The sequence below is a fragment of the Enorma massiliensis phI genome, assembly GCF_000311845.1.
Taxonomy (GTDB): domain Bacteria; phylum Actinomycetota; class Coriobacteriia; order Coriobacteriales; family Coriobacteriaceae; genus Enorma; species Enorma massiliensis.
This window is the reverse complement of the sequence record NZ_HE978574.1, coordinates 1,234,783-1,254,818: the sequence shown is the minus strand read 5'-3', so window position 1 is coordinate 1,254,818 and position 20,036 is coordinate 1,234,783. Positions and strand designations below refer to the sequence as shown.

Below are 20,036 nucleotides of genomic sequence, written 5' to 3'. Positions count from 1 at the left end.
AGCATGACAAGCTCGCAAGAACCGCGCTTCGCGGAAAAGGCCCTCCTCGTCGACGGGACTGAGTACCGCTATTTCGATGTTTCCGAGGTACCGGGAAGCGAAGCGCTGCCCGTGAGCCTGAAGATCCTTCTCGAGAACGTCTTGCGCTGCGCGCGGACGCCCGATGAGGCGCGCGTGTTCGCCAGCCGCATCGTCGAAGCTGGCCGGGATGGCCGCTCGGGCGAGGAGATCGAATTCATGCCGGGGCGCGTGCTCTTCCAGGACTTCACCGGTGTGCCCGTTTTCGTCGACTTCGCCGCGATGCGCGATGCAGCCTCCGACCGCGGCGCGGACCCCACGCTCGTCAACCCCCAAATTCCTTGCGTTCTTGTCGTTGACCATTCGGTTACTGCCGATGTCGTGTCCTGCAGCGAGGCTGCGCGTGAGAACGCTCGCATCGAGGCGGAGCGCAACGCAGAGCGCTTCTCGTTCCTTAAGTGGAGTGCCGAGAGCTTTCAGAACGTCTCGATCGTGCCCCCGGGGCGCGGCATCTGCCACCAGCTCAACATCGAGCGTTTCTGCACGGTGGCCATGAGCGGTGCCGCTCCCGATGGTAGCTTGTGCGCTTATTTCGATACGCTCGTTGGCACGGACTCGCATACGCCCACGGCCAACGGCATGGGCGTACTCGGTTGGGGCGTGGGCGGCATCGAAGCCGAGGCCGCGGCGCTGGGCCAGCCCATCACCATGATGGTGCCCGCCGTCGTTGGGCTTCGCCTCACCGGTGAGCTACGGGCTGGCGTGAGCGCCATGGACGCTGCACTTTCGTTTGCCGAGCTGCTGCGCTCGCGTGGTGTGGTGGGCAAGATCGTGGAATGCTTCGGGCCCGGCGTTGCCTCACTCACCGCTACGCAGCGCGCGACGATCGCCAACATGACTCCCGAGTACGGCTGCACCGCCACCTTCTTCCCGCCTGATGCCGTTACGCTCTGCCAGCTCGACACCTTTGGCCGCACCAAGGCAGAGCGCTCGCTGGCCCGAGCATATCTGGAAGCCCAGAACCTGCTCGCCGACACAGCAACCCCGGTCTTTTCGGAGATCATCGACTTTGATCTTGGTTCGGTCGAACCGTCGCTCGCCGGGCCCTCCAGGCCCCACGATCGGCTCGGCGTGGGCGGACTTCAAGCCCGCTTCAGGGCGTCGCTGGCGGAGCACGGCCGGCATGTAGGCGATTGCTTCGATGTGTCATTCGGCGGGAAGACGCATGCCCTGGGCCATGGCGCCATCGGCATCGCTGCGGTCACCAGCTGCACAACGGCGACCGATCCCGACATGATGCTCGCCTGCGGCCTTGTTGCACGCCGCGCGGTAGAGCTTGGCTGCAAGCCGGTTCCCTGGGTGAAAAAGGTGCTCGCTCCGGGTTCGCATGCGACGACCGAGCTCTTGGCGCGCGCAGGCCTTCTTGAACCGTTGGCTGAGCTTGGGTTTACGACGTGCGGCTGGGGCTGCATGAGCTGCATCGGCAATTCTGGGCCCCTCTTCGACCCCATGCGTCGCATCGCGGGCGAGTGCGAGCTGGTGAGCGTGCTTTCCGGTAATAGGAACTTCGAGGGCCGCATCTCGCCGGACATCGTTCAGAACTATCTCTGCGCGCCCGCTCTCGTTGTCGCCCTTTCACTCGCGGGTACGGTAGACATCGACCTTGAGCGCGAGCCTCTGTGCACCGGAGCGCAGGGACCCGTCATGCTTGCCGATCTCATGCCTGACGCGGGCGAGGTCGAGCAACTTCGACGCTCGCTCGTGAGCCAAAGCTTGTTCAAAGGCTCCGATGACGATCTATTCCGCGGGGATGAGTCGTGGAGCGCGCTCGATGCGTCGCGTGGGGAGACCTTCTCGTGGGATGACGCCTCTACCTACGTTCGCCGGCCCACGTTTTTGGACGACGCGTTGCGCTCTGATTCGATTGCTATCGAGGACGCCCGTTGCCTAGCCCTTCTCGGCGATTTCATCACCACCGATCATATCTCTCCTGCGGGTGCCATCGATCCCTCGTCGTCTGCGGCGGCCTATCTCCGCGCGCACGGCGTTGAGGATGCCGACTTTAACACCTACGGCGCCCGCCGCGGCAACCATGAAGTCATGATGCGGGGCACCTTCGCGAACATTCGTCTCAAGAACAAGCTCGTGGAGCGTACAGGAGGTTGGACCGTCGACCCGGTGACGGGCGAAGAGGCGACGATTTTCGATGCCGCTGAGTCTGCGCGCCGTGCTCACCATCCGCTCGTCGTTATCGCGGGCAAGATGTACGGATCTGGTTCATCGCGCGACTGGGCTGCGAAGGGCCCGGCGCTTCTCGGCGTTCGCGCCATCATCGCCGAGAGCTTCGAGCGGATTCACCGGTCGAACCTTATCGGCATGGGCATCCTTCCACTCGAGTTCATGCCGGGCGAGGGGGCGGAGACGCTTGGGCTCACCGGTCTCGAGACCTTCTCCATCGGGGCCGTCTCGCTTGCGCAGGGGCTGCCCGAACCCTTGACCACAAGCGTGCGCGCCCGCGCCGAGGACGGTACCGTTACCGAGTTTTCCGTGCGCGTGCGCGTGGACACGCCCACCGAGGGCGCATATCTCGCAAGCGGTGGTATCCTACCGTATGTCCTCGACGGTCTCGTGTCTCGCCGCGCGACCGCCCATACATCCTAAATCGCACCCTGTAACGCACTACCCACAAGGAGGACGAATTCCCGGTGATTTGCCCGCACTGCCTCAAGACGATTGACGACGGCGCGACCGTTTGCCCCCATTGCCATGCTGAGGTGGCTTCCGACGCTGCCCGGCCGCGGCTCGTGTTCTGCGACGGGTGCGGCGCCAGGCTTTCTCCCCATGACCGCACGTGCCCTAAATGCGGTCGTCCGGCGCCGGGTATTCTCTCCACGGCTGCCTCGGCGTCCGATCTTGCAGCCGGAAAGACCGCAAGCTTTCCGCGCCTCACGCAGGCGGCGATCGAGGCTGAGCTTCCGCATGCTGAGCCGGTCACTGCGAGAAGCGTGCTCAATGATTCCCTCGATCCTTGTGCGACCAACGTGCTCGATCGAAACCAGCTTGACGCCCACCTCGGCGCCAAGGGCCGTTCGAACGATGCGGATCCCTACCACGAGCGCAAGCGTCCCATCAAGGCGATCGTGCTTTCACTCCTGTGCATCGCACTTGTAGGTGGTGGTGCCGCCTTCGTGGCGCTCGACCCCTTGGGTGTGATGCCATCGGTCTACGCGTGGGTTCAGCAGTCTGCGAGCGATATGTTTCCGAGCCGAGCGGGCATGGGCGGATCATCGACTACCGAAGACCAGCAAGCAGAAGATGCCGAAGGCGATTCCGCGGACGATGCGCAGGCGGAGCCGCTCCAGGACGAGGCCCTCTCCGATGCTGCTGCCTTTGAGCGCCTGAGTGCGGCCTATGATGCCATCGTTGCGATCAATGGGGGAGAGCGGTTTGCCGACGCCATCGATTCGTTCAACGCCTCGTACCTCTCGTCGAGCCTCTCTGCCCGCCAGCAGGCCTCGACCGGTGCCTACGATTTGCGGGAAGAGCTTCAAACCATCATGGACGACCTTGACAGCATGCAGCTTGCCGAAGGCTCTGCCTATGAGGAAGACCGCGATAACGTGCGTCAGCTCGCCGCATGGATGTATGAACGGATCGATGCCATCTGCGCCTCTTGGGACGTCTCACTCAGTTATCCAGATGGCGAGCGCATGTCCCAGCATCAAGACGAGATTTTGAGGCCCATGCGCGCAGCGGGAAACACGGCACGCGATAACTACTATGCCCATGTATCGGAGTGGGAGCCTGAGGAGAAGTAGCCTCGCGCGCGATCAAGGTTGGTGGGTTTCTCGGTTCCGGCCGCGGTTCAATGAGCTTTCAGAGCATTCAACCCGCTCCGGCGGCTACTTTGTCAAAAGGATGAAGTGCGCAGGTTCTTGCTAGAATATTCTCGATTATGACGATACTGCGGAAGGAACGAGATGTTTGGATTCGCTCAGCCTGAGCTGCATACTCCTGAATACGACGTTATGGGCGATGAAGTGGCCGTATTCGAGACGTCGAAGGGCACCGTCCGCGTCCGTCTCGACGGCGAAGGCGCTCCCATACACGTAGGCAACTTCTGCGAGCTCGCCACGATGGGGTTCTACGACGGGTTGAAGTTCCATCGTTACGTTCCGGGATTCGTTATCCAGGGCGGCGACCCCAACACGCGCGACATGTCCGGCGAGGATGTTGCGGCGGGAAAGCCCGGGCCCGACGGAATGCCTGGCACCGGCGGTCCCGGCTGGCGCATCAAGGCCGAATTTGCATCCAACCCCCGCAACAGCCATGTTGACGGTGCGCTCGCCATGGCGCGCTCCCAGCATCCTGATTCCGCTGGGTCGCAGTTCTACTTCTGCCTTGGCCCGCAGCATAATCTTGATTCCGGCTACACCGTGTTCGGCACCACGATCGAAGGGCTCGAGGTTATCGGCCAGCTGCGCGCGGGAGACGAGATCCGCCACATCGAGATCGTCCACGAAGCCGTCTAGTCCGCCGCATCATCGAAGGAGAATCCCGTGAACGCAGAATTGCTCGAGCGTGCCCGCGCCGCTTATCGCGCAGGCGATTTTTCCACTGCTGCACAGATGTTTTCCGCCTGCAAGGAGAACTCGGAGGTTGCTGGCGAGGTCGACCACCTTCGCGGTAACTCCCTTATGAAGCTCGGCTTGGCCCGCGAGGCGGCATCTGCCTATGCGCTCGCCCTGAACGACGCTGCTTATGGCAAGCGCGGCGCGCTTCTTACGAATGAGGGCAAGGCTCTTTCTGCCATTGGCGATAACGAGGGCGCCGTCCGGTGCTTCACCGAGGCGCTCCAGGACAGCACCTATGCCACCCCGTACAAAGCGCAGCTCGGCCTTGGCCGGGCGCTCCTTGCCCTGGACCGCGTTGCCGAGGCGGGCACGGCGTTTCGCCAAGCGGCGATCGACGGTGCAAACCCTGCGCCCGCGTCTGCCCTTGCCCAGCTTGGCGACTGCTTTGTGAAGCTCGGGCGTCCGGGAGACGCCATCGAATCGTTCCGCACGGCGCTCGATTTTGCCGGCCCTCGTGACGACGCGCGTTCGATCAACGCAGGCCTCGGATGTGCCTACGCCGCCTCTAACCGGCCCACCGAGGCGCTCGAGGCGTTCCGTCAGGCTACGGCCGATGGGCTCTATCAGCTCACGCCCGAGCAGGAGGAAGCGCGCGGCCGCGCTCAGGATGCGCTCGACGCTGCCTCTGCCCGCAATGCGATGGCGCCTGCAGGTGCTTCCGGGCTCGATAACACGATCGACCCGCTTGACCCCCTCGGTAAGTCCGGTGCGCTCATGCCCGATCCCTCCGACACCGGCTTCTTCAAGATGACCGAGGCCGAGATGATCCAAGAGGACAAGCGCCAGATGAAGATTCGCCGCAAGCACCGTCATACGGGGCTCAAGGTCTTCATCGTCTTCCTCGTGCTGCTCGTCCTCGCTGCTGGCGGCCTTGCCTTCGCCTATACGCGCGGGCTCGGATTCCCCTCGCAGCAGGATGCCCTGAACGGTCTTTTCGATGCTGCCGCTAACGAGGGCGATACGGACGCCTATCTCGCCTCAGGCCTCTCTGATGCGGCCAAGGCGTCGATCGTCTCCTCGATCCCCGATGGTGCGACTGCAACGATCACCAACATGGACCAGTCTATGACTGAGTCGACGGCTCTTGTTACAGTTGAGCTTCCTTTGGGCGGCACCCCTCAGTACGATGTGACCTTCGTGCGCAGCGACAACCATATCGGTTGGGTGGTGAGCTCCTTCGATCTCCATTACGACGAAGACACCGCTGCTTCCGATTCGGCCTCCTCGTCTGATACCACTGCCGAGACCGATGCCGCATCGAGCTCCACGGTAGATACCGCGCAGGGTTCGGCTTCCGATGGATCGAGCGCAGCTGCGGAGTAAGCATCGCGCTCTTGTGGTGTTTGACGAGATACGTCTGCCGCCATCATCGGTTGGTTGATGAGTGGGCTACACTTTGTCCAGATTCGCGCGTGCGCGCCGTTCGAGCAATGTGATAAGGGGAAACGTTGTTTTCTTTGATGGATATGCTGTTTGGCCAGTATGCAGGCGACCTCGCCATAGACCTGGGCACCGCCAACACGCTGGTCTCCGTTCGTGGGAAGGGCATCGTGATACGCGAGCCCTCCGTCGTTGCGATCGATAAGAATGATGACCGCATCCTTGCGGTCGGTATCGAGGCGAAGCGCATGCTCGGCCGCACGCCGGGCAATATCGTGGCAGTGCGCCCGCTCAAAGACGGCGTCATCGCAGACTTCGATGTCACCGAGGCCATGCTTCGCTACTTTATCGACAAGGCTTCCGATAAGCGCTACCCGTGGACTCCGCGTCCGCGCGTGGTGGTGTGCGTGCCGTCGGGCGTTACCTCGGTCGAGAAGCGCGCGGTCTTCGAGGCTACCATGTCGGCCGGCGCCCGCCAGGCCTATCTCATCGAGGAGCCGATGGCCGCGGCCATCGGTGCCGACCTTCCTGTTGAGGAGCCTACGGGCTCGATGGTCATCGATATCGGTGGCGGCACGACCGAGGTCGCTGTCATCGCTATGGGCGGCATCGTCGTCTCGCAATCTATTCGCGTTGCCGGCGATGAGTTCGATCAAGCGATTCTCTCTCACGTGCGCGATGCCTACAACCTCGCGATCGGTGAGCGCACCGCTGAGGACATCAAGATCAAGGTCGGTTCCGCCGTGCCGCTCAAAGACGAGCTCGACGTTGAGGTCAACGGCCGCGATGTGATCACCGGCCTGCCCAAGACGGTTCGCATCGAGAGCGAGGAGATTCGCCGCGCGCTGCAGAAGCCGCTCGAGGAGATGGTCAAGGCCGTGAAAGACGCGCTCGACGCCACCCCGCCCGACCTCGCCTCGGACCTCATGTACTATGGCATCCTGCTCACGGGTGGCGGCGCGCTCCTGCGCGGCCTCGATGTGCTTCTCCGCGATGAGACGGGTGTCTCGGTCAACGTGAGCCCTACGGCGCTCGATAACGTGGTCAACGGCTGCGCGCGCGTCCTCGAAGCCAATGCCTTCGATGGCGGGTTCGTCCAGAGCAACGCCTAAGGGGGAACATCGTTCGTGCCGCGCTCGCAGGGGTTTTCCACCAGCCTGAACAATCGCAGACAATCGACGGGGCTGCGCCCCGTCATTGTTCTGTGCGTCATATCGATTCTGCTCCTCACGTTTTACATCCGTGAAGGGGAGTCCGGCCCCATCCATGGGGTGCGCTCCGTGGTGACCACGATCACCAGCCCGGTGCGCTACGCCGGCTCGGTTGTTGCTTCCCCCTTCAACGCACTCGGCAACGTCTTCTCGAACCTCACTGCCTCCCAGGAGACGCTCTCCGATCTCAAAGCGCAAAACGAGGAACTCACTGCTCAGGTTGCCGAACTTTCGGAGGCCCAGGAGACCGCCTCGCGGCTTGAGAGCCTCCTTGGGCTGCAGTCAACGTACAATCTCGAATCCACGGCTGCTCGCATCATCGGCGAATCGAGCGATGCATGGTCGCGTACAGTGACCATCGATAAGGGTTCCTCCGATAGTTTTGCCATCAATATGCCCGTCTGCAATTCTGCAGGCGTTATCGGCCAGATTATCGAGGTTTCCGCCAATACCTCTACCGTTCGTCTTATCACCGACGAGAATTCCGGCGTCTCGGCCATGGTTCAGAGCACGCGGGCGCAGGGCATCTTGCAGGGCCAGCCCGACGGCACCCTCCGCTTGGAATACGTTACCACCGATGCTGATGTGCAAGAGGGCGACATTATCGTCACTTCGGGCATCGGCGGGGTCTATCCCAAGGGGCTCCCGCTCGGTACCGTCTCTACGGTGGTTCGCGAGGAGAATGCTACCTACTACACCATCACCGTCACGCCCGCTTCATCGGATACGGAGAACAACGAAGAGGTTCTCGTGATCACCTCGCTCAACTCTGGTCAGCAGGCGAGCGATGAAGAGGTGGCGCAGGCCAACGATGCGCCGCAGGGTACGTCGCGCACATCCGGCTCAGGCTCCTCTGGATCTTCTGGAACCACAGGCAACTCCGGCTCCAGCAGTGGCGGCGACGGAGACGGTTCCGGCTCCTCTTCGGATGGGGAGTAGGTGAGCGCCATGGATTTCCGTGATTCGGGTCCGAGCCAGCGCTCGCTCGTCATGCTTGCGGTCGTCGCCTGCGTGATTCAGGTAGCGCTCTCACCTCAGATTTCCATCTTTGGCGGGCGCTTCAATGCCATGCTGGTGCTTGCCGGCACCCTTGCGCTCACGGGAAACGCCCCCCGTGCGGTGTACGTCGGGTTCTTCGCGGGACTGTTCTACGACCTTACCGCATCGGTGCCCGTAGGCCTCATGACGCTCTTGCTCACCATCGGGTCGTTTGCGCTCTCCCATGTCTCCAATGCAGGCACCACGGGTTTCTCGGGCACGTCGATTCGTCTCTTCTTTGTGTTCTCGATCGTCGTGTGCCTCGCCAACGGCATCGGTCTTCTGCTCTTGGGGTACGAGGGAGATATTCTCATCTCGCTCGGTGCCCACGGACTCATGTCCGCGTTGCTGAGCTGCGCGCTCGCCGTACCCTTCCTCATGGTTGCTGGAAGTGCCAACCAAGGGCGCGGGGGCTTCACCGCTAAGGGGAAGGGCGGAACGCGCTTTAAATCGTCTTCTTCTGGCAAGCGATTGCGAAACCTGCGCTAGGGGGTGTGAGGAATGGATGCCCAGCTTGTCGTCATCATAGCCGGCGCCGTCCTCGTCGCCGCCATCATCGGGTCGCTCCTTATCATGAGGGGCTACTCGGGTAAATTCACGTTCGATACCAAGAACGGCACCAAGCCGAAGGCCTCCGAGGGCGAGGGCAATACGCAGGGGCTTGCCTATAAGGGAAGGTTTACCCTGCTTGCCGTAGGCGTTGGCGCGATGTTCGCAACACTCATCTCCAAGCTCTGGAGCATGCAGATGGTGAGCTCGGATTATTATGACGAGCTTGCTGTAAGCAATCGCACGAGAACCGTGACCACATCCGCCCCTCGCGGTCGCATCCTCGACCGCAACGGGGTTGAGCTCGTGCGCAATCGCGCCTCGCTCGCGGTGACCGCGTATCGCGATCTTGCCGACGACCCCGTTCTCGTTCGCCACTTGGCAAATGTCTTGGGCATGCCCTATGTGGCCGTTCGCCGTAACATCCAGGACAATACCGAGGGTGCGCAGGCCCAGCATACGATCGCGACCGATGTGCGCCGCTCGACCGTTGCCTACATCCAAGAGCACGCTGGCGAGTTCACGGGTGTCTACGTTGCCGATCGCACGGAGCGTGAGTACCCTTACGGCACCCTCGCTTGCCATGTACTCGGATACACCGGCACCATCACCTCCGAGCAACTCCAGGAGCAGGAGGAGGCCGAGCAGACCGAGGGCAGCATCGAATACCGATCCGGCGACGTGGTGGGCCAGGCAGGCGTCGAGAGCCGCTACGAGCGCTTGCTCCAAGGCATTCGCGGTGAGCAGACGGTGACGATCGATGCTTCCGGCAACGTTACCGGACAGGTTGGGGAGGTACCTGCACGCGCAGGCTCCGATATCCGCCTCACCATCGACGTGAATATTCAGAAGGCTTGCGAAGACGGTCTGGCGTACGCCATCGAGGTTGCGCATCGGGCTGGCTACGGCAACGCGCAATGCGGTGCCTGCGTGTGCCTTGACTGCACGAACGGCGAGATCCTCGGCATGGCGAGCGCGCCCACCTTCGATCCATCTGTTTTCGTTGGCGGCGTCTCGTCTGACATCTGGTCGCAGCTCAATAGCGAAGAGTCGCAAAACCCACTGCTCAACCGTGCGGTTGGCGGTCAGTACATGTCCGCCTCGACCATCAAGGCGTTCTCCGCGCTCGCCGGGCTTGAGTATGGCATCTATTCGTCTTCCCGAACGACCAACTGCACTGGTTGGTGGACGGGCAACGGCGAAGCGTACGGCAAGTACTGCTGGAACCACAGCGGCCATGGCCCGTTGAACCTTAGAAACGGCATCGTGTACTCATGCGACCCGGTCTTCTACGACATCGGCCACGATTTCTACTACGACGAGGAGAATCCCGAGGGCCTGCAGGAGATGTTCCGTCGCTGGGGCCTTGGTTCCAAAACCGGTGTTGACCTGCCGAGCGAGGCCTCTGGTCGCGTGCCCGATGCTGAATGGAAGAACGAGTACTTCTCAAGTTATTCGGATGAGGACCGTGCTTGGAACCCGGGAGACATGACGAACATCGTTATCGGTCAGGGCGATATCTTGGTCACCCCGCTGCAGATGGCTACGGGGTACGGCGGCATCGCCATGAACGGCTTGGAATACACGCCGCATGTCTTCCTCTCTGCCGTCGCACGCGACGGCGAGGGCGATGCCTATCTCTACAACGAGTCTGGTACGAAGGAGCGTCTGACCGCCGAGGTGAACGATCAGAGCGAGCTCGATCTCGTGCACGACGCACTTGAAGGCGTCATCTATGAGGAGACCCCGAGCACGACGGCGCACTTCACCAATCTGCCGGTACGCGTTGCTGGCAAGACCGGAACGGGCGAGAAGTCGGGTGAGGATCCCTACTCTTGGTTCATCGTGTACGCCCCGGCCGATGACCCGAAATACGTTGTAGCAAGCTTGGTCGAACAGGGCGGGTACGGCGCCACGACCTCGCTGCACGCCGTGCGCCACGTTCTAGGCGTGATCTACGACTCGCCCGACGACGCTGCCGTCTCGTTCAGCGATACGACCCGCTAGGAAGGAGGAACCATGCCTGCTGGATTTCATGCAGCACCTCGCGGCAAAGACAGCCTGTCGCGCGTGAACAAGACGTTGAGCTCGGCAAGGAGCTCCTTCCGCTCCCAGGTCCATCTTGGTGTCCTCATCGCGTGGGTCGGCCTTCTGCTCTTTGGCACCGTCGTCATCTGGACGGCCTCGCTCTCGATTGCGGACGCATCTTTTTCGCGCCACCTGCTCGGCATCGGCATCGGCGTTGTTCTCGCGTTTCTCACCTGGCGTTTCGTCGACTTCTCCAATCTTCAAAACCTCTCGACCGTGCTTTTGGTCATCAATATCGTCTTGGTGTTCCTGCCCAACGTACCGGGCCTTCAGTACAGCGCCATGGGCATGACGGGTTGGATACGCATCCCGTTAATCAACCTCACCTTCCAGCCCGTCGAGCTCGTGAAAGTCGTGACGATCTTTTTCATGTCGGCCCTTGGGGCGCAGTACCATGGCAAGATCGACACGCTGCGGGATTACGTCAAGCTGTGCGGCATGCTCGCGATACCCTTCGCATGCGTCATCATTCAGGGCGACCTGGGAAGCGGCCTCGTCGTGTTCGTTTCGGGCGCCATCGTGATCATGATGAGCGGAGCGCGCAAGGAATGGGTTCTTATGACCCTCGCGCTCATCATCGGTCTCGTCTCGCTCATGCTCGCGACCGATTCCATCATCGACGGCGTTCTGGGGGATAGCCGCTCATTTATCAAGAACTACCAGATGAACCGCTTGCTCGTGTTCCTCGATCCCGAGGCCGATACCTCCGGCGCGGGGTACAACCTGCAGCAGTCCCTCATCGCCGTAGGCTCAGGCGGGTTTTTCGGCAAAGGGATAGGCAATGCGACGCAATCCACCTCGGGCTTCCTGCCCGAGGCGCATACTGACTTCGTGTTCGCCCTGCTCTGTGAGACGTTCGGTTTTGCCGGCGCCTTCGTGCTCCTCGCTCTCTTCGCTCTGCTCATGTTCTCAACCATTCGCATCGCCATCAAATGCGAATCGCTCTTCTATCGCCTCGTGTGCGTTGGGTTCGTTGGCATGTGGCTGTTCCAGATTTTTGAGAACATCGGTATGTGCATCGGGCTTATGCCCATCACGGGTATTCCGCTGCCATTCATCAGCTTCGGATCTTCGTCTATGATTGTCCAGTGCTTGATTATCGGCATCATCCAATCGATTTGGCGTCGCAGGGGCGCCCGATAAGCGGTTTGGGAAGGTATGGAACGTGCGATGAGGCTACCGATCGATGCGCTTGCCCAGGCGCTTAAGCTGGGTGCATCGGCAAAGAAGGATTCCGATACGCCGGTGCGCGTGGCGGTCTATGTTGACAGCTCCGCATCGCCGTTCGTCATCGAGACGGTGCGCGACGCGCTCGTTCCGCAGACGACGTCTGCTCTCGTACGCGTGGAGCGCTTGGGTGAGGCGCCGATCGAGGTTCGCGCCGACACCGACGTCGTACTTGTGCTTTCGTGCGGGTCCGAGCGTCTTCAGCCCGCTGTGCAGGAGATGCTCGTGGCAGGTGCCCCGGTCGCCGTGGTTGCCGAATCGAGCATCGAGGTGCCGTTCATTACCGCCGATACCCCCATGCTCGGACTTATCGCGGCAACTGATGAGAGCTACCTGCTGGAGACGCTTGCTCGTTGGATCTTGGACCGCACCGAGAAGGACGTCGCCTTTGCAGCTAATTTCCCGTTCATGCGCATCGCTGCTGCGAACCGCATCATCACCTCCTGCGCGCTCACGAACATGGCTACCGGCGCGCTCTTCTTCATTCCGGGTGCGGATTTTCCGGTGATGACGATCGCTGAGGTCGGCATGGTGCTCAAGCTTTCGGCTATTTTTGGCTATAAGCTTGAGCCTGAACGCGGTTACGAGGTCGCCGCTGTTGTGGGCTCAGGCCTTCTGCTTCGCTTGGCTGCTAAGGGCCTTTGCCGCCTTACCCCCAGGCTTTCCTTCGTCGTCAAGGCGCTTGTGGCTGCTGGAGGAACCTATGCCATGGGGCGGGCACTCGCAAGCGCGTATGAACGCGGGATCGACTACGCCCCCGTGAACGCCCGCGTATCTCGTGTGGTCTCGTTCGCCCGCAACGTGACGGCATCGGGTTCCGCAGGCCCCGCGGGAGTGCAGGAGGCGGCGGATAACCGCAGCGCTCGCTAACCTTTGCCTCCAGTCTTCCTTCATCCGTGGCCTTGTGTGGTCCACGCCTCTATTAATCGGTATGAGAGGAGTGCCGTGCGCACCGCTTATCGCGATTGCTTCGATCAGCTTCAACCTTTGCTTGCTCGCGTTGAGAAACCGAGCCGCTATATCGACCACGAATGGGGCACCCGGTCCTCGAAGGAAGCCGATTACCGCGCGTGCCTGATCTATCCGGATGTCTACGAGGTCGGTCTTCCTAATCAGGGAATTGCCATCCTGTACGCTGCGCTCAACCGCGAAGATGGTATTTCATGCGAGCGTTCGTACGTTCCCTGGATCGACATGGCAGATGAGATGCGCGCCGCAGGGGTTCCGTTGCTTTCCCTAGAGGGCGCGGCGCCGGTAGCGTCCTTCGACGTGGTGGGGCTTCATGTCCCGCACGAGATGGCCGCAACCAACTATCTCGAGGCGCTCGATTTGGCCGGCATCCCGCTTCTTGCCCGTGAGCGCGGAGAAGACGACCCGCTTGTCATTGCCGGAGGACCCTCCGTCTATAACCCTGAACCGATTGCCGAGATCTTCGACTGCATCCTCATCGGCGAGGGTGAGGAGCATATCGTTGAGCTCTGCCGCGAGCACCGCCGCCTCCGTGATGCGGGTGCCTCGCGTACGGAGATGCTGCGCGCCCTTGCTTGCGTGCCGGGGACCTACGTGCCCTCGCTTTACGAGGTGTCTCACGAGGGAGCTTGCACAGTGCATGGCTATACCGTTCCTCGTGAGGGAGAGCATGTGCCCGACGTTGTGTACAAGCGCGTCGTTGCCGATTTCGGGGCAACCGATCCGGTGAGCCAATCCGTTGTGCCCTATACGGAGCTTGTGCATGACCGCCTCTCAATCGAGGTATTGCGCGGGTGCGCGCGCGGGTGCCGCTTCTGCCAGGCGGGAATCACCTACCGCCCCGTTCGAGAGCGCACGCCCGATCAAATCGTTGCCGCTGTTTCGCGGGGTCTTAAGGAGACCGGTTACGATGAGGTCTCGCTCACCTCGCTTTCGACTACCGACCATTCCTGCTGTTCGCAGATTCTCGAGCGCTTGAATCGCAACCTGCAAGACACGGGGATTTCGGTCTCCATTCCTTCGCAGAGGCTGGATTCCTTTGGCGTTGACATGGCCCTTCAAGTCGCGGGCGAGAAGAAGGGTGGGCTTACCTTTGCTCCCGAGGCCGGCAGCCAGCGCATGCGCGACATCATCAACAAGAACGTTACCGAGGAAGACTTGGAGCGCGCTACGCGTGCCGCCTTCGAAGCTGGATGGCGTCGCTGTAAGCTTTACTTCATGATGGGGCTCCCCGGCGAGCGCGATGAAGATATCATCGCCATCGGTGAGCTTGCTGAGCGTGTGCTCCAGATCGGCCGTGAAGTCGTTCCCAAAGGCCAGCGCGGCGGGCTTTCGGTTTCCATCTCAGTTTCGGTCTTCATCCCCAAAGCGCACACACCGTTCCAATGGTGCGGCCAGCTCGATGACGACGAGGTCCGTAGGCGCCAGAAGCTCCTGCTCGACAGCGTCCACGACCGGGCGATTCGCGTCCATTACCATGATGCGGCCACCTCGCTCATCGAAGCTGCTCTCTCGAGAGGCGGACGGGACATGCTTCCCGTTATCATGGGCGCGTGGAAGCGTGGGGCGCGCTTCGATGCGTGGACGGAGCAGTTCTCGCTTGACCGTTGGCTCGAGGCGGCGCACGATGCAGGCGTCGACTTGCGCGCGGTCGCACGGAATTCGTTTGAGCTCGACGCTCGGCTTCCGTGGGAGCATGTGAGTCCTGGCGAGTCGCGCGGCTTTTTGGAGCGTGAGTGGCGCCGTGCCCTCGCTGGCATCACGACGGCGGATTGCACGCGCTCATCCTGCACCGGGTGCGGCATCTGCCCCACGCTCGGAGTGAGTAACGTTTTGGTAGGTGATCGTTCGTGAGCGAGCAGACCCTCTTTCGCCTGCGGGTTCGCTATGTCAAGCAGGGGCGCCTTCGCTACCTCGGACATCTCGAGGTGCTCCATACCATTGAGCGCATCATCAGGCGCGCTCAGCTTCCCTATGCCGTCACCCAGGGCTTTTCACCCCATATGCGGGCTGGTTTCTCCTCGGCGTTGCCGGTGGGGACTGCCTCGAATTGCGAATGGTACGACGTGTTCCTAACCGAGCTCGTTCCCCCGAGCGAAGCTTTCGAGCGTCTTAAGGCTGCGTCTCCCGTTGACCTTGCTCCTGTCAAGGTGGGGTACGTTGACGTGCGCGCTGCCGCCTTGACGGCCTTCATCACCTGCGCTGAGTATGCAGTCAACCTGTGGACTGGTGACGCATCGGCTACCGAGAGCATGGTGCATGAGGCATTGGAAGCCATCCGAGTCCAGGGCACCATAGCGTATCTGCGCGGCAAGAAGGAGAAGAGCCTGGACCTCACGCGAACCCTTGCGGGCTATGCGCTGGCGCAGGCGGGGGAGGGCCATTTCCTGCTCACGCTCGATACCCGCATGGATAACGATGGGGCACTCCGTCCCGAAGTACTCGTTGGAGCGCTCAACAACTACCTCGACGGAACACCGGACGCGCCCATTCACTCCACGGGCATTCAGCACCTTACCCAGATCCCTCGCTATGAGGTGACCCGTACCGCCCAATACGCGCTTTCCAGCGAGGGCACCCACCTCGACCCGCTTTACGTGCGCTGAGCACGCCTTTCCGCTTCTTGATGAGTTTGAGATAGTCGTGAAGCCGAACTTGCTGTTTGCCGTTGGCGGAGTCCTGTTTTGGTCGCTTTTACCTATGGTCCGCAGCGAGTTTCGCAGCCCTGTAGGCTTTGCCTACAGGGCGAGGACTGTTTGATGCTGCGGACCATATGTAAAAGCGGCCACCTTGAGTTGCGGAGACTCTGCGAATATCCGTTGACGCACGAATACGCAGCTGCTATTATGTTCGACCGTTGCACTACCAGATGCATGAAGGGCTAAAGATGTACGCAATCGTTTCAACAGGCGGCAAGCAGTACAAGGTCGCTCAGGACGATGTCATCACCGTCGAGAAGATTGACGCCGAGGTCGGCTCCAAGGTCGAGCTCCCCGTCCTCTTCCTGAACGACGGCAAGAAGATCGTCACCGATCCCGCTAAGCTTGCCAAGGCCAAGGTCACGGCCGAGATCGTCGATCAGTTCAAGGGCGAGAAGCAGCTTGTCTTCAAGTTCAAGAAGCGCAAGCGCTATCATCGTCTCAAGGGCCATCGCCAGCAGCTCACCAAGGTCAAGATCACCAAGGTCCAGGCTACCTCGCGCGCTGCCCGTAAGACCACCAAGGATGCCGAGGCTGCGGCCGAGGCTCCCGCCGCCGAGTAGCTCGCGGCTTCGAGAGAGTAGGTAGGACATGGCACACAAAAAAGGACTCGGTTCCTCCCGTAATGGCCGCGATTCCCGCGGTCAGCGTCTTGGCTGCAAGCGCTTCGGTGGCCAGACCGTCACTGCGGGCACGATTCTCGTCCGTCAGCGTGGCACGCACATCCACCCCGGTGAGAATGTGGGCCGCGGCAAGGACGATACCCTCTTCGCGCTCGTTGACGGTACCGTTGAGTACAAGCGCGGTGTGAAGCATCGCGTGAGCGTTCATCCGGCTGCCACTGCGTAACAGCCCCTTCATACGCATGCATATTCGGGAGGCCCACTGGATAACCAGGGGTCTCCCGTTTTTTGAAAGCGAGGCACGATGCCCCAGTTTACCGATATAAGTCGCATCAACGTCAAAGGCGGCGACGGCGGCGCCGGCTGCATGTCGTTCAGACGCGAGGCCCATGTGCCCAAGGGCGGGCCAGACGGCGGCGACGGAGGCCGTGGCGGTGACGTCATCATTCAGGCCGACGCCCAGCTCTCTTCGCTCATCGACTATCGCTACAAGCACCATTTTCGTGCGGAGCGTGGCACTCACGGCAAGGGCGCTCGCAAAGACGGTAAGGCGGGGGAGGATCTCGTCCTGCGCGTGCCCGTGGGCACCGTCGTGCGCGAGCTCGATCCCGATACGCAGGAGCCTGTTTTCGAGATCGCCGACCTTACCCATGACGGTGAGCGCGTGATTGTTGCCCCGGGCGGTGCCGGCGGTCTTGGAAACACGCATTTCGTCACCTCGGTCCGCCGCGCGCCTGCTTTCGCCCAGCTTGGTGAGCCGGCGCAGGAGCATTGGATCGAGCTCGAGATGAAGCTCATGGCCGATGCCGCGCTCGTTGGCCTGCCATCGGTGGGGAAGAGCTCGCTTATCGCGCATATGAGTGCCGCGCGGCCCAAAATCGCCGACTACCCCTTTACCACGATCGTTCCCAACCTCGGTGTCGTGCGCGCAGGTGAGTATTCCTATGTCGTTGCCGATGTTCCCGGCCTTATCGAGGGCGCGAGCGAGGGTAAGGGGCTGGGCCACCAGTTCCTCCGCCACATTGAACGCACCGCGCTCATCATGCACGTCGTAGATATCACCGGCGGCTTCGAAGGACGTGACCCCGTAGAGGATTACCGCGTTATCAACGAGGAGCTTCGCCGCTATGCAGTCGAGCTTTCCGAGCGGCCTCAGGTCGTCGTGGCGAACAAATGCGATGTTTCCGGCATGACCGACCGCGTGGCCGAGCTCAAGCAGGCAGCTCTTGCCGATGGCCATATGTTCTTTGCGGTTTCTGCCGTCACCGGTGCCGGCATGAACACGCTCATGCTCTCTGTTGGCGAGCTCGTGGCACGGCTTCGCTCCGAGCTGTCGAGCACGGAAGATCCCGTCGTCTACGATGAGCGCTGGGAGCGTCGTCGCCGTGAGCGCGAGAAGCGGTTCCAGGTGTTCCAAGAGGAGCCGGGCGCATTTCGCGTCACGGGCACCCAGGTTGAGCGCTTGGTGGTGCAGACCGACTGGGAAAACGAAGAAGCCATCATTTACCTGCAGCGTCGGTTCTCGCGCATGGGTGTGGATGACGCCCTCGAGGCCGCGGGCTGTCGCGCTGGCGATGAGGTCCGCATCGTAGGACGAGCTTTCAGCTTCGAGGGGGCCGAAGAGTTCCCTGAAGAAGATGACGGGGATGCTATCCTTGTTGAGGAGGACGAGGCCCTGGGGGCCGCGGTCGACGAGAAGGGCTAGATGCTCATGGATGGGCGAAAGAAGCTTGCGCTTCCCGAGATCGGGAGCGATCCGAATCGAACGTACCGGCTAGGCATCATGGGCGGAACGTTCGACCCCATCCATTACGGGCACTTGGTCACCGCCGAGCAAGCTCGCGAGGCGCTCGGTCTCGACCTCGTGCTCTTCATGCCCGCAGGCTCGCCGGCTTTCAAGCTCGATCAGGAGGTTTCGAGTCCCGAGGACCGGTATGCGATGACGGTGCTCGCGACAGCTGCGAACGAAGCCTTCTACACGAGCAGGCTCGAGATCGATCGCGAAGGCGTGACCTATACCGTCGATACGCTCACCTATCTGCGCGAGCAATATCCGAGCAACGTCCATCTCTACTTCATCACCGGCGCTGACGCGATTCTCGATATCGTCTCATGGCGTGATGCGGGGCAAATCGCCGAGCTTGCGACCCTTATCGCAGCCACCAGGCCTGGATACGATATCACCCAAGCGCGTGAGCGCATCGAGGCCTCAGGGTTTCCGTTCGATGTTCGCTACATCGAGATTCCCGCCCTTGCGATCAGCTCGACGAATATCCGACAGCGCGTGGCGCTCGGGAAGAGCGCTCGATACCTCACTTCGGAATCGGTGATTGGGTATATTCGCAAGAACCATCTCTACCGCAAGAGCGATAGCCGCCGAAAGGATGCGTGACCATGTCCCGCGAACAGGGATCAGTTTCCTCTACCTTGGGGTTTGCCGAAAATGAGCTGCTCGAGCTTGAACGCATTGAAGGACTGCTTGATGTGCGCATGAAGGAGGCGCGCAAGCGCCATGCGCACTCGCTCGGTGTTGCACGCACGGCCGATAGGCTCGCCCGATGCTATGGTGTCAATCGCTTCGAAGCGGTTGCGGCCGGCCTGCTTCACGACTGGGATAAGGTGCTTTCTAGCGATGAGGTGGTTGCACGCGCCATTCGCTACGGCGTGGATGTTGCAGGTTCTCCCGAGCTTGCGGCTCCGCTCCTACATGGTCCTGTTGCCGCGCACGAGCTGCCCGAGCTCTTTCCGGAGCTTCCGGAGGGCGTCTTTCAGGCCATCGATCGGCACACGGTGGGGGCGTGCGACATGACACCGCTTGATATGGTGGTCTTCGTGGCCGATGCCATCGAGCCCGGCCGCCATGGTAGCTACGCAGACGAGCTCAGGTCGATGGTGGGGGTCTCATCGCTGTCCGAGCTCTTTTTCGCGTGCTTCTCCCAAGGTCTCGTCTATGTGATTCAATCTGGGAGATATCTCTATCCTACGGCCCTCGACATCTACAACCACTACGTACTGTCAAAATAGGTGAGTCAAAACGGGACTGTCCCATTTTGACCACTATGACATGATTGACCAGAACGAAAGGACGCTATGAACCAGGAAAACGCAACCGACGCCACCGATGCCCTCATCGAGCCCATCGACCGCTCTGACGCCATGCCCGATCGCGATGACTCCGTAGCCTCGGTTGACCGCTCTGCGGCCTCGCTTTCTTCTTCGGGTGTTGCCGCCGAAGAGGTCGCTCGCGCCGCTGCGCAGGCTGCATTCGATAAGAAGGCTGAGGACGTCGTCGTGCTCGACCTCACCGAGCTTTCCGATGTATGTGACTTCTTCATGATTGCGACCGGATTCAACAACCGCCAGGTCGATACGATCGTCGATGAAATCGAGGAGCAGGTGGCCAAGGCATGCGGAGAGCATCCGTTCTCCATCGAGGGCCGCGATCAGCGGACGTGGATTCTCATGGACTACGGCTCGGTAGTCGTGCATGTGTTTACTCCTGAGGCGCGCGAGTACTATCGGCTCGAGAAGCTCTGGGGAGATGCTCCGCAGCTTTCGCTCGACTTGGTCTAAGAGCGCTTTGGGCACCCATGTGTGCCC

Annotated in this window: 18 protein-coding genes; all 18 read left to right on the top strand. The window is 61.3% G+C overall.

The features are described from left to right. Nucleotides 1-3: 3 nt before the first annotated feature. The 18 genes from acnA to rsfS all read left to right on the top strand — a co-directional run bounded on the left by acnA (nucleotide 4) and on the right by rsfS (nucleotide 20,009). Nucleotides 4-2,679, top strand: a complete 2,676-nt coding sequence (gene acnA / locus HGEM_RS05300) for an aconitate hydratase AcnA (RefSeq protein ID WP_019128375.1) — start codon at nucleotides 4-6, stop codon at nucleotides 2,677-2,679. 44 nt (nucleotides 2,680-2,723) lie between these two features. Further along, a complete protein-coding gene (locus tag HGEM_RS05295) occupies nucleotides 2,724-3,836 on the top strand; it encodes a zinc ribbon domain-containing protein (RefSeq protein ID WP_019128374.1) in 1,113 nt (370 codons plus the stop codon). A 162-nt stretch (nucleotides 3,837-3,998) separates the two neighbouring features. Next, a complete protein-coding gene (locus HGEM_RS05290; RefSeq protein WP_019128373.1) occupies nucleotides 3,999-4,550 on the top strand; it encodes a peptidylprolyl isomerase in 552 nt (183 codons plus the stop codon). Between the two features lie 27 nt (nucleotides 4,551-4,577). Then, a complete protein-coding gene (locus tag HGEM_RS05285; protein WP_019128372.1) occupies nucleotides 4,578-5,975 on the top strand; it encodes a tetratricopeptide repeat protein in 1,398 nt (465 codons plus the stop codon). 137 nt (nucleotides 5,976-6,112) lie between these two features. Continuing rightward, nucleotides 6,113-7,144 carry a rod shape-determining protein gene (gene mreB / locus HGEM_RS05280; RefSeq protein WP_019128371.1) on the top strand — a complete coding sequence of 344 codons (1,032 nt, stop codon included), beginning with the start codon at nucleotides 6,113-6,115 and terminating at the stop codon, nucleotides 7,142-7,144. A 15-nt stretch (nucleotides 7,145-7,159) separates the two neighbouring features. Then, nucleotides 7,160-8,182, top strand: a complete 1,023-nt coding sequence (gene mreC, locus HGEM_RS05275) for a rod shape-determining protein MreC (protein ID WP_338081887.1) — start codon at nucleotides 7,160-7,162, stop codon at nucleotides 8,180-8,182. A gap of 9 nt (nucleotides 8,183-8,191) precedes the next feature. Then, on the top strand, nucleotides 8,192-8,770 hold the full coding sequence (locus HGEM_RS05270; protein WP_035101369.1) for a hypothetical protein: 579 nt from the start codon (nucleotides 8,192-8,194) through the stop codon (nucleotides 8,768-8,770). 12 nt (nucleotides 8,771-8,782) lie between these two features. Beyond that, entirely contained in the window at nucleotides 8,783-10,837 is a 2,055-nt protein-coding gene (mrdA, locus tag HGEM_RS05265; RefSeq protein WP_019128368.1) for a penicillin-binding protein 2, read from the top strand. 12 nt (nucleotides 10,838-10,849) lie between these two features. Continuing rightward, nucleotides 10,850-12,061, top strand: coding sequence for an FtsW/RodA/SpoVE family cell cycle protein (locus HGEM_RS05260; protein ID WP_019128367.1), 1,212 nt, complete (start codon nucleotides 10,850-10,852; stop codon nucleotides 12,059-12,061). Between the two features lie 27 nt (nucleotides 12,062-12,088). Then, a complete protein-coding gene (locus HGEM_RS05255; protein ID WP_035100717.1) occupies nucleotides 12,089-13,015 on the top strand; it encodes a YcjF family protein in 927 nt (308 codons plus the stop codon). Between the two features lie 75 nt (nucleotides 13,016-13,090). Then, nucleotides 13,091-14,968, top strand: a complete 1,878-nt coding sequence (locus HGEM_RS05250; protein ID WP_019128365.1) for a TIGR03960 family B12-binding radical SAM protein — start codon at nucleotides 13,091-13,093, stop codon at nucleotides 14,966-14,968. Next, nucleotides 14,965-15,720 carry a TIGR03936 family radical SAM-associated protein gene (locus HGEM_RS05245; protein ID WP_019128364.1) on the top strand — a complete coding sequence of 252 codons (756 nt, stop codon included), beginning with the start codon at nucleotides 14,965-14,967 and terminating at the stop codon, nucleotides 15,718-15,720. The genes HGEM_RS05250 and HGEM_RS05245 overlap by 4 nt, the downstream gene beginning before the upstream one ends. 281 nt (nucleotides 15,721-16,001) lie before the next feature. Further along, a complete protein-coding gene (rplU, locus tag HGEM_RS05240) occupies nucleotides 16,002-16,376 on the top strand; it encodes a 50S ribosomal protein L21 (RefSeq protein WP_019128363.1) in 375 nt (124 codons plus the stop codon). 28 nt (nucleotides 16,377-16,404) lie between these two features. Beyond that, nucleotides 16,405-16,662, top strand: a complete 258-nt coding sequence (rpmA, locus tag HGEM_RS05235) for a 50S ribosomal protein L27 (protein ID WP_019128362.1) — start codon at nucleotides 16,405-16,407, stop codon at nucleotides 16,660-16,662. Nucleotides 16,663-16,740: 78 nt separating this feature from the next. Further along, complete coding sequence (gene obgE, locus HGEM_RS05230) at nucleotides 16,741-18,141, top strand: GTPase ObgE (protein WP_019128361.1); 1,401 nt, start codon at nucleotides 16,741-16,743, stop codon at nucleotides 18,139-18,141. Between the two features lie 6 nt (nucleotides 18,142-18,147). Then, entirely contained in the window at nucleotides 18,148-18,828 is a 681-nt protein-coding gene (gene nadD, locus HGEM_RS05225) for a nicotinate-nucleotide adenylyltransferase (RefSeq protein WP_035101364.1), read from the top strand. Nucleotides 18,829-18,830: 2 nt separating this feature from the next. After that, nucleotides 18,831-19,460: a bis(5'-nucleosyl)-tetraphosphatase (symmetrical) YqeK gene (yqeK, locus tag HGEM_RS05220; protein WP_019128359.1), complete on the top strand. Its 630-nt coding sequence runs from the start codon at nucleotides 18,831-18,833 to the stop codon at nucleotides 19,458-19,460. Between the two features lie 132 nt (nucleotides 19,461-19,592). Beyond that, nucleotides 19,593-20,009: a ribosome silencing factor gene (gene rsfS / locus HGEM_RS05215; RefSeq protein ID WP_230197240.1), complete on the top strand. Its 417-nt coding sequence runs from the start codon at nucleotides 19,593-19,595 to the stop codon at nucleotides 20,007-20,009. Nucleotides 20,010-20,036 lie beyond the last annotated feature (27 nt).

Bases quoted from the DNA above. Each gene is read 5' to 3' on its own strand.
- yqeK (WP_019128359.1), top strand. From the start codon at position 18,831: ATGTCCCGCGAACAGGGATCAGTTTCCTCTACCTTGGGGTTTGCCGAA.
- obgE (WP_019128361.1), top strand. From the start codon at position 16,741: ATGCCCCAGTTTACCGATATAAGTCGCATCAACGTCAAAGGCGGCGAC.
- HGEM_RS05255 (WP_035100717.1), top strand. From the start codon at position 12,089: ATGAGGCTACCGATCGATGCGCTTGCCCAGGCGCTTAAGCTGGGTGCA.
- mreB (WP_019128371.1), top strand. From the start codon at position 6,113: ATGGATATGCTGTTTGGCCAGTATGCAGGCGACCTCGCCATAGACCTG.
- HGEM_RS05290 (WP_019128373.1), top strand. From the start codon at position 3,999: ATGTTTGGATTCGCTCAGCCTGAGCTGCATACTCCTGAATACGACGTT.
- nadD (WP_035101364.1), top strand. From the start codon at position 18,148: ATGGATGGGCGAAAGAAGCTTGCGCTTCCCGAGATCGGGAGCGATCCG.
- mrdA (WP_019128368.1), top strand. From the start codon at position 8,783: ATGGATGCCCAGCTTGTCGTCATCATAGCCGGCGCCGTCCTCGTCGCC.
- HGEM_RS05270 (WP_035101369.1), top strand. From the start codon at position 8,192: ATGGATTTCCGTGATTCGGGTCCGAGCCAGCGCTCGCTCGTCATGCTT.
- HGEM_RS05260 (WP_019128367.1), top strand. From the start codon at position 10,850: ATGCCTGCTGGATTTCATGCAGCACCTCGCGGCAAAGACAGCCTGTCG.
- rsfS (WP_230197240.1), top strand. From the start codon at position 19,593: ATGCCCGATCGCGATGACTCCGTAGCCTCGGTTGACCGCTCTGCGGCC.
- rpmA (WP_019128362.1), top strand. From the start codon at position 16,405: ATGGCACACAAAAAAGGACTCGGTTCCTCCCGTAATGGCCGCGATTCC.
- acnA (WP_019128375.1), top strand. From the start codon at position 4: ATGACAAGCTCGCAAGAACCGCGCTTCGCGGAAAAGGCCCTCCTCGTC.
- rplU (WP_019128363.1), top strand. From the start codon at position 16,002: ATGTACGCAATCGTTTCAACAGGCGGCAAGCAGTACAAGGTCGCTCAG.